The sequence below is a fragment of the Rhodococcus sp. T7 genome, from assembly GCF_009872365.1.
Taxonomy (GTDB): domain Bacteria; phylum Actinomycetota; class Actinomycetes; order Mycobacteriales; family Mycobacteriaceae; genus Rhodococcus_F.
In genome coordinates, this window is the sequence record NZ_WXYH01000312.1 from 1 (window position 1) to 531 (window position 531).

Annotated in this window: 1 protein-coding gene; it reads left to right on the forward strand. The window is 67.4% G+C overall.

Features of this window, described 5'->3' with window-relative positions:
* On the forward strand, nt 1–531 hold a 531-nt coding region (locus MLGJGCBP_RS24510), incomplete at both ends, for an AMP-binding protein (protein WP_160098719.1).

A 531-nucleotide genomic window follows, 5' to 3' on the forward strand; every position in this document is an offset into this window, starting at 1 on the left:
GGTGGGGGTGGGGCCGGAGTCGTCGGTGGGTGTGGCGGTGCGGCGGTCGGTGGACATGGTGGTGGGGATGTATGCGGTGGTGGTCGCGGGTGGGGCGTATGTGCCGATTGATCCGGATCAGCCTTCGGAGCGGGTCGGGTATGTGGTGGATACGGCTGCTCCGGTGGTGGTGTTGACGACGTCGGCGGATGCGGGGGTGTTCGCGGGGTCGGTGCGGGTGGTCGCGGTGGATCGGCTGGATGTGTCGGGGTTGCCTGGGGGTCCGGTGGGGGACGGGGAGCGGTGGTCGCGGCTGCGGCCGGGTCATCCGGGGTATGTGATGTTCACGTCGGGGTCGACGGGTCGTCCGAAGGGGGTGTCGGTTCCGCATGTGGGGATTGTGAATCGGTTGTTGTGGATGCAGGACCGATATCGGCTGGACGCCGATGATGTGGTGTTGCAGAAGACGCCGGTGACGTTCGATGTGTCGGTGTGGGAGTTGTTCTGGCCGTTGCTGTGTGGGGCGCGGTTGGTGATCGCCGCCCCGGACGG